The sequence below is a fragment of the Pseudomonas sp. fls2-241-TYG-175 genome (genome assembly GCF_030209155.1).
Taxonomy (GTDB): Bacteria; Pseudomonadota; Gammaproteobacteria; order Pseudomonadales; family Pseudomonadaceae; genus Aquipseudomonas; species Aquipseudomonas viridiflava.
The window spans coordinates 23,362-36,586 of record NZ_JARVSO010000024.1; the positions used below are offsets into that span (position 1 = coordinate 23,362).

Genomic DNA, 13,225 nt, shown 5'->3' on the forward strand with positions numbered 1-13,225 from the left:
TTCTTGTAGGACAATCCATCTATCTTGCAGCGAACACTGCCGATCTTCGAATTCCAGTGTTGAGCTCATGCCGGGAAATACAGCGGTGCGACACTGGCATTCCAGCACGCGACAAAATCCCTGAGTCGTCCCTGCGGCTGAAAAACGGTTCTCCAGATTCTGGCCATGGCCAGTGGATCGTCTTCGGCTGGGAGGAGCGTGTTCGTGGCTTCGATCATCATCAAGGCGATGGCCGTCGAGTAGCGCAGATTGACGGTCAATTCCAGATGCGGACCGCTGAGGAAGGCGTGCTGGCTGGCAAGGCCTCTGACCCGGCTGGCAAGGTCAGGATCCAGCGCCAGATAGTTGTCCCAGAGCTGCTTGTGCCTGAGCTCTGGTATGCGATAGAGGCCATGCCCGCGGCGGCTGTCCAGGGCGGCACCGAACGCTGACTGGCTGGCGGCTATGCCCAGCAACAGGGATTCGGCACGATGGCTTCGGCGATCCAGATACATCAGGGTCGGGCGGATGACGTGACGGCATAATTCTATGGCTGCGATACCCATAATACTGTCGGCGCTCGGATGTGTGACTGCGTGCACCCTCTGGTGCCTGGCGAAGCGGAGGGTGCGGGGGCTTCCGGAGGCGGCCTCAGGTCGCCCGAGTTGAAGTGTAGTGTCAGATTTGCGGTGTAACGGCCTGTTTTTAAATTGTTTGCGGCTTTGCCGATAAGCGGCTATATCCGTTGGCAATTAGCTGGATTCATCCGAACAGAAAATGCAGGCAATAAAAAACCCCGCCAGGTGAGGGCGGGGTTTCGGGCTTGCGGTGCTGCGTTCGTCTATCAGGCAATGAGTGCCTGACGGGTACGCTCGATCACGGCCTGCAGCGGTTCGGCGCTGGCGTATTGATCGGGGTACAGGCGCTCGCTGTGGCGGGCGATGCCGTGCTCGTTGACGATGGTGAAGCTGAAGCAGCCTTTGCGGGCCGCCATGATCAGGCAATTCATTGGCGCGAATGCGTTGGTCAACGTATGAATGGCATGTTGGGTCTGGTTATGGTGAGTCATATTAGGTGTTTCCTGAATCAACACGGAACAATACCGTGCATAAATAAAGATTCCAGTAAACGCGGGCCGGCAGTAATTGGTAAAGCCTGGCTGGGCGGAGAACCTGACTGGAACAAGACAGTCAATTGAAGCGCGCTTTATCGTATGGCGCTCTGGCTGGCTGGTAGGTACTTAGGAGGGCAGGCAACACAACAGGAGCAAAGGTTCGACGCTCCGGGTGAAGATCCTGATCAATTGCAGGCTGGTTGAAGCAGAGCATGATAGCCCTAACTGCATTGCCGCCAAGGTGTGGCTCACATATGCGAAAGGGTCATGCCTGGAAACCATCGAGGTGGTCGATCCCTTGTAGCCAGCATTCTCTTCCTTTGGAAAGAGCTGATACTGGGGGACTTGTCGACCGGAATTGATTTTCAGCTTGGTACTAACGGCGGCTATGCTAATCAAGCCTGAAGTGAATTGCAAGTGTGTATATAAATCAACAGCTACCAGTGGTCGGAGATTCGATAGATCAGCACCGTGGCGCAGGCCACCATCGAACAGCCCAGCGCATAGGCTGCCAGGGTCAAGGGCCTGGACGTTCGGCTTTCGATGGCACGCATGATGTCGCCGACATTGTTAATGCGCCCCTTGCTCAGATCACTGCAGATGATCAGGGCCACGGCGATGCCCGATAGCAGGATGGTGTAGGCGAAGACGCCACCATCCGGCGGCGGCAGGACGATGCTGGCGCCGACTGCCGTGATGCAGACAGCCATCAACAGCACGAAGAACTTCACTACTTCTTTCATCGTGTCCCTTCAATAATCGCAAGCATGAACCGTGATGCGGTTTTCTCGGCGCTCGTTTGGACCGCAGCGCACGCCTTTTGTCGCACGCAAGGATTCACAGGTACGGCCTGGCCGTTCAAGAGCCGATTCAATGGGTGTCCAGCGTGTTCGGAATATGCCCTGCGAGCCACACATTCATTGGGAAAGCGTCGCAATCAGGCGGCTTCTGCAAAGGATTTGAAACGCCTGAAAAAATGGACGTTTCAGAGTTGTGCACATTAGCGTCACAAGCTGCCACATCACTGTCACATGCGTCGCTAAGGGTTTGATTTCTGATGGTGAATTATTAAGTCAATGAAAAACATCGTTTTTTTAAACTGGTGAAAAAATCGTCAGTTTGAGCGCAGGCCCCATTCTGCCTGCGTTTGAGAGAGTTAAAGGGGTGTTGTCCACTGAGTTATCCACAGCTTCTGTGGATTGTCCCGATCCGAAACGACACAGAATTGGGGGTGTCGTTGACATCAAAAGCGAGTAGAATCTCGCCCCCCGATTTGCCCGCGCGCTGCTTCTCGATGGCTGTCCTGGCTGCACTTTTCGTTGTCATTGATGCACTCTCTATTTTTCTGAACGCTTTACGCATGATGCGGCTGGCACTCATTCGGCACGCACGGAGTCGTTATGGCATTTGACTTGAACAGCCTGTTGATCGGCCTGGGCGCTGCAGCGTTGCCGTTGCTGGCGTGGGTCTGGCAGCTGCAACGCAATCTTACACGTCGCGATGCCGAGACTGCTTTGCTGGACGAGCGCCTGAGCATGGCGCAGATGGCTCAGGATGGCCTCAATGCGCAACTGGACGCCAGTCGTGACGAGATCAGCGACCTGAGCCAGGCCAACGCTGCCAAGCAGGCTGACCTTGCAGCGTTGCGTCGGGAAGTCGAGCTGCTGCGGCAGGAATCCGTTAATGCCCGTGATGTCGCGCAGGGCCTGAACCAGGAGCGCGCCATCAAGGAGGCGGAGTTGCGCCGCCTGGATGCGCAATGCGCGGCGCTCGGTGCCGAACTGCGTGAACAGCAGGACAGTCACCAGCAGCGGCTGAATGACCTTCAGGGTTCCCGCGACGAACTGCGTGCACAGTTCGCGGAACTGGCGGGCAAGATTTTCGATGAGCGCGAGCAGCGCTTCGCCGAAACCAGCCAGCAGCAGTTGGGGCAACTGCTGACGCCCTTGAAAGAGCGTATTCAGTCGTTCGAAAAGCGCGTCGAGGAAAGCTATCAGAATGAAGCCCGTGAGCGATTCTCGCTGGCCAAGGAGCTGGAGCGCCTGCAACAGCTCAATCTGCGTCTGAGCGACGAAGCCACCAACCTGACGCGCGCGCTCAAGGGGCAGAAGACCCAGGGCAACTGGGGTGAGCTGATCCTGGAGCGCGTGCTGGAACACGCAGGGCTCGAGAAGGGGCGCGAGTATCAGACCCAGGTCAGCCTCAAGGGGCCGGATGGCGAGCGCTTCCAGCCTGACGTGCTGATCATGTTGCCGGGTGACAAACAGGTGGTGGTGGATGCCAAGGTCAGTCTGACGGCGTATCAGCAGTACGTGTCGGCGGATGACGAGGTCATCGGGCAGGCCGCACTCAAACAGCATGTCCTGTCGCTGCGCAATCACGTCAAAGGGCTTTCGGGCAAGGATTACAAACGTCTTGAAGGGCTGCACAGCCTGGATTTCGTGCTGCTCTTCGTGCCGATCGAAGCGGCTTTTTCCGCCGCGCTGCAGGCTGAGCCGAATCTGTTTCAGGAAGCATTCGATCGCAATATCGTGATCGTCAGCCCCACGACGCTGCTGGCCACGCTGCGGGTGATCGACAGCCTGTGGAAGCAGGAGCGCCAGAGCCAGAATGCCCGCGAGATCGCCGAGCGTGCCGGCTGGCTGTACGACAAGTTTGTGCTGTTCATTCAGGATCTGGACGAGGTGGGCAGTCGTCTTCAGCAACTGGACAAGGCCTATTCGGCCGCACGTAACAAGCTGACAGAAGGGCGCGGCAATCTGGTCAGTCGCAGTGAGCAGTTGAAGCTGCTCGGCGCGCGTGCCAGTAAAAGCCTGCCGCCTGATCTGCTTGAACGGGCCATGACCGATGAAGAGGGTCTGGCTCGTTTGCCTGAGTAAGAAATGCCGGTGTCCGTCCGTCGCAAAGACTAGAAGGAATTCCCCGCAGGTGTCACATTGCCCATATCGGGAAAATTGTTTTCCGTAACGCTCGGCGAACCGAACGGATGCTTCTATGATCTCTATTGAGTGATCAGCACAGGTTGGTTGCCGTGTTTTCCCTGAAGGGGGCTTTATGAACAGCAAACTGCAAGAATGGCTCCATGATGTGGGTGTTGCGCTGGGTCTGATCGAACGACCAAAGCTGCAGCCCATTCCGGTTCGCACCGACGACACACGTCGCCGCCCGCGCCGATAGGTTGTACCGGCACGTGCTGTCGCAAGGACAGCGTAAAAAGGCCATCGCATCGGGGCGCGCCTGCGTCCCGACATGAAACCACGCTACCGATCATTGTCGCTAAGGGGCATCACGGCGCTTTCTCTTCTGATTATCACCCTCTGGCGTCGACTCCTGCTGCATCAACAGAATCAGGTCCACCACCATGGGCAATGAAAGGTGCTCGGGTTTGTTCAGGGCGCGCTTGCGAATGAAGTCGGGAAACTCGAAATTGAATTCGCCTCCCAGCTGAGCGAACAGTTCGTCTACGTCCTCGTCATCCAGCCTCAGGTCCTTGAATGTGGCGTCGTCGCGAATCTCGGCCTTGTCCACAAGGATCACGCCCAACGCATCCAGCACCCTCTGTTTGATCGCCTCGCGACTCATGAGAACCCCTGTTATTGATCGTTATGATCCAAGCAGGGGGACTTCATGTCACCAGCCCTGTGCATTGAGGCTAGCTCAAATCCAAAGCGCAGCCGTTGATAGCCCGGCGCAATGGTGACGAGTTGTTTAAACTGCCACGTTGAGCGACAGACGGCATGCCGGTCCTGTCTTGCTGTCTGCCAGTGTGACCAGCGAGTTGTAAAAACGATGTCCCGAAGCCGATGCGAACGTTGCCTGCGTCCCGATGCTCACTGCCTCTGCGCCTTGATTCCACAACTGGACAGTCGAACCCGGGTGCTGATCCTGCAGCACCCGGACGAAGCGAAGCACGCGTTGAACACTGCACGCTTTGCAGCACTCGGGCTGAGCAATGCCCAGCTCAGGATCGGCGAAGTGTTCGAAGACCTTGCAGAACTGCTCAATCCGCCCGGGTATCAGCCACGACTACTGTTTCCGGGTGACGCCGCGCAGCCGTTGACTGTCGGGCAGGCCGAAGCGCTGCCGACCCTGCTGGTGGTCCCTGACGGCACTTGGCGCAAGGCGCGCAAATTATTGCACCTCAATCCGCTGCTGGCTGCGCTTCCGCGTGTCACGCTCGGCAATGTACCGGCCTCACGTTATCGTTTGCGCAAGGCGCCTGGACCGGATGCACTGTCGACGCTTGAGGCGATTGTTCATGCCCTGCAGACACTCGAAGCACCGGTTTCCTTCGAGGCGCTGCTCAAGCCGTTCGACGCCTTGATAGAAGGCCAGATTCAGGCCATGGGCAGCGATACCTACCAGCGCAACCATGGCGAGCGTTCATCGTGAGCGCCAATCGTGAGCAAAACACTTTGCGCCGATAACGCTGCCCAGCTGTAACTGTTGCTTTGCGGATCAGCGCCTAGAATGAAGGCCTTGTCCTGCCTTGTTTCGGAATCTGTGATGCATATTTCTTCTGGCCGCTGGGTGTATGGCCTCTGTCTTGCCCTGTTGACCGCGCTGCTCTGGGGCATCCTGCCCGTCAAACTCAAACAGGTGTTGCAGGCGATGGACCCGGTGACCGTCACCTGGTTCCGGTTGCTGGTGTCTGGCTCGCTGCTGTTTGTCTGGCTGGCTTCGGTCAAGCGTCTGCCCAGCTTCAAGCTGCTCGGCCGCAAGGGCAAGGCACTGGTCGTGCTGGCGGTATTGGGGCTGGTAGGCAATTACATGTTGTATCTGGTCGGGCTGCGCATGCTCAGCCCCGGTACGACGCAGTTGCTGATTCAGATCGGACCGATCCTGTTGCTGATCAGCAGCATCTTTCTGTTCAAGGAGCGTTTCAGTCTGGGGCAGGGTATCGGTCTGGCGATCCTGCTGATCGGCTTCGGGTTGTTCTTCAATCAGCGTCTGGTCGAACTGCTCACCTCATTGGGCGACTACACCCTGGGTGTGCTGATCGTGATCATGGCGTCAGTGGTCTGGACCTTCTATGGACTGAGCCAGAAGCAACTGCTGACGGTATGGAACTCGCTGCAGGTCATGATGGTGATCTATCTGTTCTGCGCGCTGCTGATCACGCCATGGGCTCATCCCGCTCAGGCGCTGCAACTGAGCCCGCTGCAGGGCTGGCTGTTGCTGGCTTGCTGTTTGAATACGCTGGTGGCCTATGGCGCTTTTGCCGAAGCGCTGGCGCACTGGGAGGCTTCGCGGGTCAGTGCGACGCTGGCCCTGACACCTTTGATCACACTGGCTTCGGTGGCGATTGCAGCCTGGCGGTGGCCGACCTATGTTCAGGCCGAAGAGATCAACGCGCTGGGTTACGGCGGCGCGCTGCTGGTGGTGCTGGGGTCGGCGCTCACGGCGCTGGGGCCATCGCTGATTGCAGGGTTGAAAGCCAGAAGGGCGAGATTGGCCCAGGCCTGATTAGGTTCAGCGCTTGCCCAGCGCCAGTGCCTGATGAAGCCATTGTTGCCGCTGCTCTTCGGTTGAGGTGCGCACTGGGGCGAACTCGGTCAGGCGTCTGGTTTTGATGCCACAGAAACCGAGAATGGTGCGAATCATCTGCCGGTGCGCCGGAGCGCCGTAGATCCAGCGGAAGTAGCGGGGCGGAGTATCCATGGTCACCAGCAGTTCCGCCGTCCGGCCCTTGAGCAGTTCGTTGGAAGGGTGTCTGCGTCCATGCGCCTTGAAGGCGAAACCCGGCGTGAGCACCCTGTCGAAAAAACCGGTCAGCAGCGCAGGCAGGCCGCCCCACCAGACCGGATAGACGAACACCAGATGCTCGGCCCAGTGAATCTGTCGCTGGGCTTCGAGCAGGTCGTGTTCCAGTGTCTGGCTCTGTTCGTAGCCGCTGTGCAGCACCGGATCGAAATCCAGCTCTCCAAGTTTTAACACCCGGACCACATGCCCTTCGCTGCGAGCGCCCTGTGTGTAGGCTTCGGCGAGGGCATGGCACAGGCTGATGGTCTTGGGCGTGCCATAGACCATCAGAATGCGTTTGCCGCTGCCTTCCAGCGGCGTGGCGCCACTTTTGGCGTCAGCCATTGCTGCCTGCCTCGAGCATTTTTTCAGGACGTACCCAGGCGTCGAACTCTTCATCCGTCAGGTAACCCAGCGCCAGTGCGGCTTCACGCAGGGTCAACCCCTCGGTGTAGGCCTTTTTGGCGATCTGCGCGGCCTTGTCGTAGCCGATGTGCGGGTTCAAGGCGGTGACCAGCATCAGGCCGCGCTCCAGGTGTTCGGCAATCTTCTCTGCATCTGGCTCCATGCCGACAATGCAATGCTCGTTGAAGTTGCTGCAGCCATCGGCCAGCAAGCGGATCGATTGCAGAATGTTGTGAATGATGACTGGCTTGTACACGTTCAGTTGCAAGTGACCCTGGCTGGCGGCAAAGCCCACCGTGACGTCGTTGCCCATCACCTGGCAAGCCAGCATCGATAGCGCTTCGCACTGAGTCGGGTTGACCTTGCCGGGCATGATCGAGCTGCCGGGTTCGTTGGCTGGCAATCTGACTTCAGCCAGACCTGCACGTGGCCCTGAACCCAGCAGGCGCAGGTCATTGGCGATTTTCATCAAGGTGCCGGCCAGGGTCTTCAGGGCGCCCGAAAGTGAAGTAAGCGCTTCGTGACCCGCCAGCGCTGCAAATTTATTGGGTGCGGTGACAAATGGCAGGCCCGACAACGCAGCCAGTTCAGCGGCCACGGCTTCGGCAAAGCCTTTCGGCGAATTGAGACCCGTGCCGACAGCAGTGCCGCCCTGCGCCAGTTCGTACACCGCTGGCAGCGCTGCGCGAATGGCTTTTTCCGAGTAATCCAACTGCGCCACGAAGCCCGACAGCTCCTGGCCGAAGGTGATCGGTGTCGCGTCCATCATGTGGGTGCGGCCGGTCTTGACCAGCTTCATGTGCCGCGCGGATTGCTCGGCAAGGCCTGCAGACAGCTCGGCAATGGCAGGCAGCAGTTTCTCTTTCACCGCCTGTGCCGCAGCGATGTGCATGGCTGTGGGGAAGCAGTCGTTGGAGCTTTGCGAGCGATTGACGTGGTCATTCGGGTGGACTGGCGACTTGCCGCCACGACCCTGGCCTGCCAGTTCGTTCGCGCGTCCGGCGATCACTTCGTTGACGTTCATGTTGCTCTGCGTGCCACTGCCGGTCTGCCAGACCACCAGCGGAAACTGGGCGTCATGCTGGCCGTCCAGCACTTCGTCGGCGGCCTGTTCGATCAGGCGGGCGATGTCGGCAGGCAGGTCGCCGTTGCGGTTGTTCACGCGCGCGGCGGCCTTCTTGATCAGCGTGAGCGCATGCAATACCGGCAGCGGCATACGCTGATCGCCGATGGCGAAATTGATCAGTGAGCGTTGGGTCTGGGCTCCCCAATAAGCGTCTTCAGGGACTTCGATCGGGCCGATGCTGTCGGTTTCTGTGCGGCTCACTGTGCTTACTCCTTTAAGTGCATTGCAGCGTTAGGTGTCCATATGCGAACAGGGTTCCCGATCATTGCTTTTTAACCGCTCGGCGAACCGGGGTTGAGCCAAAAGCCTGTATAAGCGCAGAATGGTCGGCCCTGAGGTATTGCCTCGCTTGCTAGATAAGGAAACTCGATGACCCGTCTTCGTGCCATTTGTACCGCGGTAGTTCTGGTCTGCGCCAGTGGCCAGGTCCTCGCCGATACCGCCAGTCACAACGCGAGCGCCGAAACGTTCCTGAAACTTGCCAATGCCGATCGCCTGGGCGCTCCGGTGTACGCACAAGTACAGCAGATGTTTGCCCAGCGCTTCGCCGAAACCAAGGCACCTGCCTCGAAAAAGGCGCTGCTGGAAACCTATCAGGCAAAAGCCAACACCGCGCTGGACCAGGCCATTGGCTGGAACAAGCTGAAGCCTGAAATGGTCAAGCTCTACACCGCCAACTTCACTGAAAGCGAGCTCAAGGACCTGGTTGCGTTCTACCAGTCCCCACTGGGCAAGAAAGTGATGACCAAAATGCCTGAGCTGGCTCAGCAATCGGCTCAGTTGACCCAGGGCAAGCTGGAAAGCGCCGTGCCGGTCGTCAACAAGCTGCTCGCCGACATGACCGCCGAACTGGAACCTGCCAAGGCAGCCGCTCCAGCGCCAGCCAAGAAGCCTTAAGCGAATCCCGTCATGACCATGCAAACACGTATCGAGTCGGCGCTGGCGCTGCTGCAGCCGCATCATCTGCAAGTGCTCGACGAGAGCCACATGCACAGTCGTGGTGAACAGACGCACTACAAGGCCATTCTGGTCAGTGATCAGTTCGAAGGTCTGAACTCGGTCAAGCGCCACCAGAAGGTGTATGCCACTCTGGGTGCCCTGATGGGCGAGTTTCATGCCCTGGCCTTGCACACCTACACGCCTGAAGAATGGGCGAAGACTGGCGCAGCCCCGGCATCGCCGACCTGCGCCGGCGGTCACTGAGCACTCAGAGACCCGTGCCGTCGGGTCGTTGATTCAAATCAACGACCCGATGTGCCTGTCTACCTACGGTTTTTGCTAGAATCCGCACCGCGCCGCAAGGCCGGTGCGTTTTTTTTCGTTCAGATTTTTGTCCGGTAGGCCCTTTGCGAGGGTCGCCACCTGGAGTGATACATGACTCAACAGTCGATCAGTCAGCCGATCGTCGTGGCTGCGCTATACAAATTCGTCACCCTCAGCGATTACGTCGCGTTCCGTGAGCCGCTGTTGCAGGCCATGGTCGACAACGGCATCAAGGGCACGTTGTTGATCGCCGATGAAGGCATCAACGGCACCGTGTCCGGCACCCGCGAGGGCATTGACGGCCTGATGGCCTGGTTGCGCAGCGACCCGCGTCTGGTCGACATCGATCACAAGGAATCGTACTGCGAAGAGCAGCCGTTCTATCGCACCAAGGTCAAGCTCAAGAAAGAGATCGTGACCCTGGGCGTTGAAGGTGTCGATCCCAACAAGGCCGTGGGCACCTACGTCGAGCCAAAGGACTGGAACGACCTGATCGCCGACCCTGAAGTCCTGCTGATCGACACGCGCAACGACTATGAGGTGTCCATTGGCACTTTCGAAGGCGCGATAGACCCCAGGACCACTTCTTTCCGCGAGTTTCCTGACTACATCAAGGCGCACTTCGACCCGGCGGTGCACAAGAAAGTCGCGATGTTCTGCACCGGTGGGATTCGTTGCGAAAAGGCCTCCAGCTACATGCTGGGAGAGGGCTTCGAAGAGGTCTATCACCTCAAGGGCGGCATCCTGAAGTATCTTGAAGAAGTACCGCAGGACGAAAGCCAGTGGCGCGGCGACTGTTTTGTCTTCGACAACCGTGTCACCGTCCGACACGACCTGACTGAAGGTGACTACGACCAGTGCCATGCCTGTCGTACCCCGATCAGTGCAGAAGACCGTGCGAGCGAGCACTACTCGCCAGGTGTAAGCTGTCCGCATTGCTGGGACTCGCTGAGCGAGAAAACCCGTCGCAGCGCCATCGATCGACAGAAGCAGATCGAGCTGGCCAAGGCGCGTAACCAGCCCCACCCGATCGGTCGTAATTACCGTCTGCCCGAGGCCTGAGCCATGTCCGCCCGCCTGATTTATGTCATGGACCCCATGTGTTCGTGGTGCTGGGGCTTCGCTCCGGTCGCCGATGCGCTGGTGCAGCAGGCTCGGGCGGCGGATGTACCGCTGCATCTGGTCATGGGCGGGCTGCGTTCCGAGGCTTCGCCACTGGAAGCCTCCAAACGACGCTACATTCTTGAGCACTGGCAGGCGGTCGAGGAGGCCACCGGTCAGCCATTCCTGCGTGAAGGTGCGTTGCCGGAAGGCTTTGTCTACGACACCACGCCGGCCTGCCTCGCGGTCACGGCGGCGCGGTCCCTGGAGCCGGAACGCGCCTGGGAACTGGTCAAGCTGATTCAACAGGCGTTTTACGGCCAGGGTCGTGATGTAACGCGCCCTTCAGTGTTGGCCGAGCTTGCCGAACAGGCCGGTTTTTCCCGCCAGCAGTTTGCCGACGCGTTCGACAGCCCCGAACAGCAGGCGGCCACGGCGGCCGACTTTACGTGGTCGCAGGATCTGGGCATCGCGGGTTTCCCGACTTTGCTGGCCGAGCGCAATGGCCAGCTGGCCCTGCTGACCAATGGTTATCAACCTTTGAGCGAACTGTCGCCGTTGCTCGGCCGATGGCTGGAGCGTGCGGCCAGTGCTTGATGACTCCACGGGTAATTCGCTGAAACCCGAAGGCGTGCGCCACGATGCATTGAGTTGGGCCGAGATTCGACGGCTTGCCTTGCGCCACAAGAAAGCCCTGTGGATCGCCAACGGCGTGGCGATACTGGCGACGTTGTGCAGCGTGCCGATCCCGTTACTTCTGCCTTTGCTGGTGGATGAAGTATTGCTGGGGCGTGGTGATGCGGCGCTCAAGGTCATGGACCATCTGTTGCCCGACAGTCTGCAGAAGGCCGTCGGCTACATCGGTCTGATGCTGTTGCTGACGCTGGTCCTGCGCGCCGGGGCCTTGCTATTCAACGTCCTGCAGGCAAGGCTCTTCGCCCGACTGGCCAAGGACATCGTCTACCGCATCCGGTTGCGCATCATCGAACGGCTCAAACGCATTTCCCTTCGCGAATACGAAAGCCTGGGCAGCGGCATGGTCACCACGCACCTGGTCACCGATCTCGACACGCTGGACAAGTTCGTTGGCGAGACCCTGAGTCGCCTTCTGGTGGCGACCCTGACGCTGGCGGGCACGGCGGGCATCCTGATGTGGATGCACTGGAAGCTGGCGCTGCTGATCATGCTGTTCAACCCGCTGGTGATCTTTGTCACGGTAAAGCTGGGCAAGCGGGTCAAGCATCTGAAGAAGCTGGAAAACGACAGCACCTCGCGTTTCACCCAGGCCCTGACCGAAACCCTGGACGCCATTCAGGAAGTGCGAGCAGGTAATCGTCAGGGCTTTTTCCTCGGTCGGCTGGGCCTGAAAGCTCAGGAAGTACGCGATTACGCCATCAACTCGCAATGGAAAAGCGATGCTTCCGGACGCGCCAGTGGGCTGCTGTTCCAGTTTGGTATCGATATCTTCCGTGCCGCCGCCATGCTCACGGTGTTGTTCTCCGACCTGTCCATTGGCCAGATGCTCGCGGTGTTCAGTTACCTGTGGTTCATGATGACGCCTGTCGAGCAGTTGCTGAACCTGCAATATGCCTATTACGCGGCGGGCGGGGCGCTGACACGTATCAACGAACTGCTTGCCCGCGGTGATGAGCCGCAATACGTGGGCAGCGTCGATCCGTTCGAAGGTAAGGAGACCGTCGGTATCGAGGTGCGTGGCGTCAGCTTCGGTTATGGCGAGGATCTGGTGCTGGACCAACTGAACCTGACCATTGCGCCGGGCGAGAAAGTGGCAATCGTGGGTGCCAGTGGCGGTGGCAAAAGCACACTGGTGCAGCTGTTGCTCGGCCTCTACACCGCGCAGACCGGCTCGATCCGCTTCGGCGGCGCCACTCAGCAGGAGATCGGCCTGGAGCGGGTGCGCGAGAACGTGGCGGTTGTTCTGCAGCATCCGGCGCTGTTCAACGATACCGTCCGGGCCAACCTGACCATGGGCCGCGACTGCAGCGACGAGGCCTGCTGGCGGGCGCTGGAAGTCGCGCAACTGGAACCTGCCATCCGTGAACTCCCCGATGGCCTGGACAGCATTGTGGGGCGGTCCGGGGTGCGGCTTTCCGGCGGCCAGCGGCAGCGTATGGCCATTGCCCGCATGGTCCTGTCTGACCCCAAGGTGGTCATCCTCGATGAAGCCACCTCGGCGCTGGATGCCGCGACCGAGTACAACCTGCATCTTGCCCTGGCGCGTTTTCTGCGCAGCCGCACCACGCTGATCATCGCGCATCGTCTTTCGGCCGTGAAGCAGGCCGACCGTGTTCTGGTCTTCGACGGCGGACGCATCGCCGAAGACGGAGACCATCAACAATTGATCGCCGATGGTGGCCTTTACGCCAAGCTGTACGGTCACCTGCAACAAATCTGAGTCATTACGTTCCGTATTTACGCGAACGTTGTGTCAAATTCGATAAAATCACCTGCCATCATATGCGGTTTTAGCCTAG

At 59.1% G+C, this 13,225-nt stretch carries 15 protein-coding genes; 9 read left to right on the forward strand and 6 right to left on the reverse strand.

Going from position 1 to position 13,225, the window contains the following annotated elements:
- Nucleotides 1-65 precede the first annotated feature (65 nt).
- From QRN20_RS17285 to QRN20_RS17295, 3 genes are all read right to left on the reverse strand, one after another.
- Nucleotides 66-545 carry a hypothetical protein gene (locus QRN20_RS17285; RefSeq protein ID WP_096767483.1) on the reverse strand — a complete coding sequence of 160 codons (480 nt, stop codon included), beginning with the start codon at nt 543-545 and terminating at the stop codon, nt 66-68.
- Nucleotides 546-823: 278 nt separating this feature from the next.
- Complete coding sequence (locus tag QRN20_RS17290) at nt 824-1,048, reverse strand: hypothetical protein (RefSeq protein ID WP_004884137.1); 225 nt, start codon at nt 1,046-1,048, stop codon at nt 824-826.
- A 482-nt stretch (nt 1,049-1,530) separates the two neighbouring features.
- Nucleotides 1,531-1,836, reverse strand: a complete 306-nt coding sequence (locus tag QRN20_RS17295) for a hypothetical protein (protein WP_025993821.1) — start codon at nt 1,834-1,836, stop codon at nt 1,531-1,533.
- Between the two features lie 771 nt (nt 1,837-2,607).
- Here QRN20_RS17295 and QRN20_RS17300 point away from each other — a divergent pair.
- Together QRN20_RS17300 and QRN20_RS17305 are read left to right on the forward strand one after the other, a co-directional pair.
- Nucleotides 2,608-3,972: a DNA recombination protein RmuC gene (locus QRN20_RS17300; protein WP_163009484.1), complete on the forward strand. Its 1,365-nt coding sequence runs from the start codon at nt 2,608-2,610 to the stop codon at nt 3,970-3,972.
- Between the two features lie 175 nt (nt 3,973-4,147).
- A complete protein-coding gene (locus QRN20_RS17305; protein ID WP_004884133.1) occupies nt 4,148-4,270 on the forward strand; it encodes a PA1414 family protein in 123 nt (40 codons plus the stop codon).
- Nucleotides 4,271-4,369: 99 nt separating this feature from the next.
- Here the strand turns inward: QRN20_RS17305 and QRN20_RS17310 are convergent, their stop codons facing one another.
- A complete protein-coding gene (locus QRN20_RS17310) occupies nt 4,370-4,675 on the reverse strand; it encodes a hypothetical protein (protein ID WP_285360844.1) in 306 nt (101 codons plus the stop codon).
- 207 nt (nt 4,676-4,882) lie between these two features.
- On the opposite strand from QRN20_RS17310, the gene QRN20_RS17315 reads away from it, so the two are divergent.
- Nucleotides 4,883-5,485 carry a tRNA-uridine aminocarboxypropyltransferase gene (locus tag QRN20_RS17315; protein ID WP_122517259.1) on the forward strand — a complete coding sequence of 201 codons (603 nt, stop codon included), beginning with the start codon at nt 4,883-4,885 and terminating at the stop codon, nt 5,483-5,485.
- Between the two features lie 114 nt (nt 5,486-5,599).
- Nucleotides 5,600-6,559 (forward strand): DMT family transporter, encoded by a 960-nt coding sequence (locus QRN20_RS17320; RefSeq protein ID WP_096767481.1) that lies wholly within the window; start codon nt 5,600-5,602, stop codon nt 6,557-6,559.
- A gap of 6 nt (nt 6,560-6,565) precedes the next feature.
- Here the strand turns inward: QRN20_RS17320 and QRN20_RS17325 are convergent, their stop codons facing one another.
- The gene (locus QRN20_RS17325) at nt 6,566-7,180 is read right to left on the reverse strand and encodes an NAD(P)H-dependent oxidoreductase (RefSeq protein WP_029241129.1); all 615 of its coding nucleotides are present in this window, start codon (nt 7,178-7,180) and stop codon (nt 6,566-6,568) included.
- Nucleotides 7,173-8,567, reverse strand: a complete 1,395-nt coding sequence (locus QRN20_RS17330) for a class II fumarate hydratase (protein ID WP_088234789.1) — start codon at nt 8,565-8,567, stop codon at nt 7,173-7,175. The genes QRN20_RS17325 and QRN20_RS17330 overlap by 8 nt, the downstream gene beginning before the upstream one ends.
- A gap of 168 nt (nt 8,568-8,735) precedes the next feature.
- On the opposite strand from QRN20_RS17330, the gene QRN20_RS17335 reads away from it, so the two are divergent.
- From QRN20_RS17335 to QRN20_RS17355, 5 genes are all read left to right on the forward strand, one after another.
- Nucleotides 8,736-9,263 (forward strand): DUF2059 domain-containing protein, encoded by a 528-nt coding sequence (locus tag QRN20_RS17335; protein ID WP_004884127.1) that lies wholly within the window; start codon nt 8,736-8,738, stop codon nt 9,261-9,263.
- A 12-nt stretch (nt 9,264-9,275) separates the two neighbouring features.
- The gene (locus tag QRN20_RS17340; RefSeq protein ID WP_004884126.1) at nt 9,276-9,569 is read left to right on the forward strand and encodes a BolA family protein; all 294 of its coding nucleotides are present in this window, start codon (nt 9,276-9,278) and stop codon (nt 9,567-9,569) included.
- 171 nt (nt 9,570-9,740) lie between these two features.
- Entirely contained in the window at nt 9,741-10,691 is a 951-nt protein-coding gene (gene trhO / locus QRN20_RS17345) for an oxygen-dependent tRNA uridine(34) hydroxylase TrhO (RefSeq protein ID WP_029241127.1), read from the forward strand.
- A gap of 3 nt (nt 10,692-10,694) precedes the next feature.
- A complete protein-coding gene (locus QRN20_RS17350) occupies nt 10,695-11,327 on the forward strand; it encodes a DsbA family protein (protein WP_058431697.1) in 633 nt (210 codons plus the stop codon).
- A 34-nt stretch (nt 11,328-11,361) separates the two neighbouring features.
- Nucleotides 11,362-13,146, forward strand: a complete 1,785-nt coding sequence (locus QRN20_RS17355) for an ABC transporter ATP-binding protein (RefSeq protein ID WP_163005877.1) — start codon at nt 11,362-11,364, stop codon at nt 13,144-13,146.
- The last annotated feature ends 79 nt before the right edge of the window (nt 13,147-13,225 follow it).